Here is a 253-nt window from a genome sequence, read left to right on the forward strand (position 1 = left end):
GTGCCGAGCGCGTGGTGATGATGATCACCGGCAAGGTCATCAGACCCAGCGTCAGACCACCGACCAGCGGGGAGGAACGCGGCATGCCGAAGAAGTTGATGAAGATCGCCAGACCCAGCAGACCGAACAGGATCGACGGCACCGCCGCCAGGTTGTTGATGTTGATCTCGATGGCCTGGGTGAAGCGGTTGTCCGGAGCGAACTCCTCCAGATAGACCGCCGTCAGCACGCCGACCGGGAAGGCGAAGGCCAG

The 253-nt window shown here is 62.8% G+C and carries 1 pseudogene; it reads right to left on the reverse strand.

What is annotated here, in order from left to right:
- A pseudogene (locus R0J88_RS21835) lies at window positions 1-253 on the reverse strand (phosphate ABC transporter, permease protein PstA); the annotation flags it as partial.

Source organism: Pseudoalteromonas sp. SIMBA_162, from assembly GCF_046535955.1.
In the GTDB taxonomy this organism is placed as follows: domain Bacteria; phylum Pseudomonadota; class Gammaproteobacteria; order Enterobacterales; family Alteromonadaceae; genus Pseudoalteromonas; species Pseudoalteromonas marina.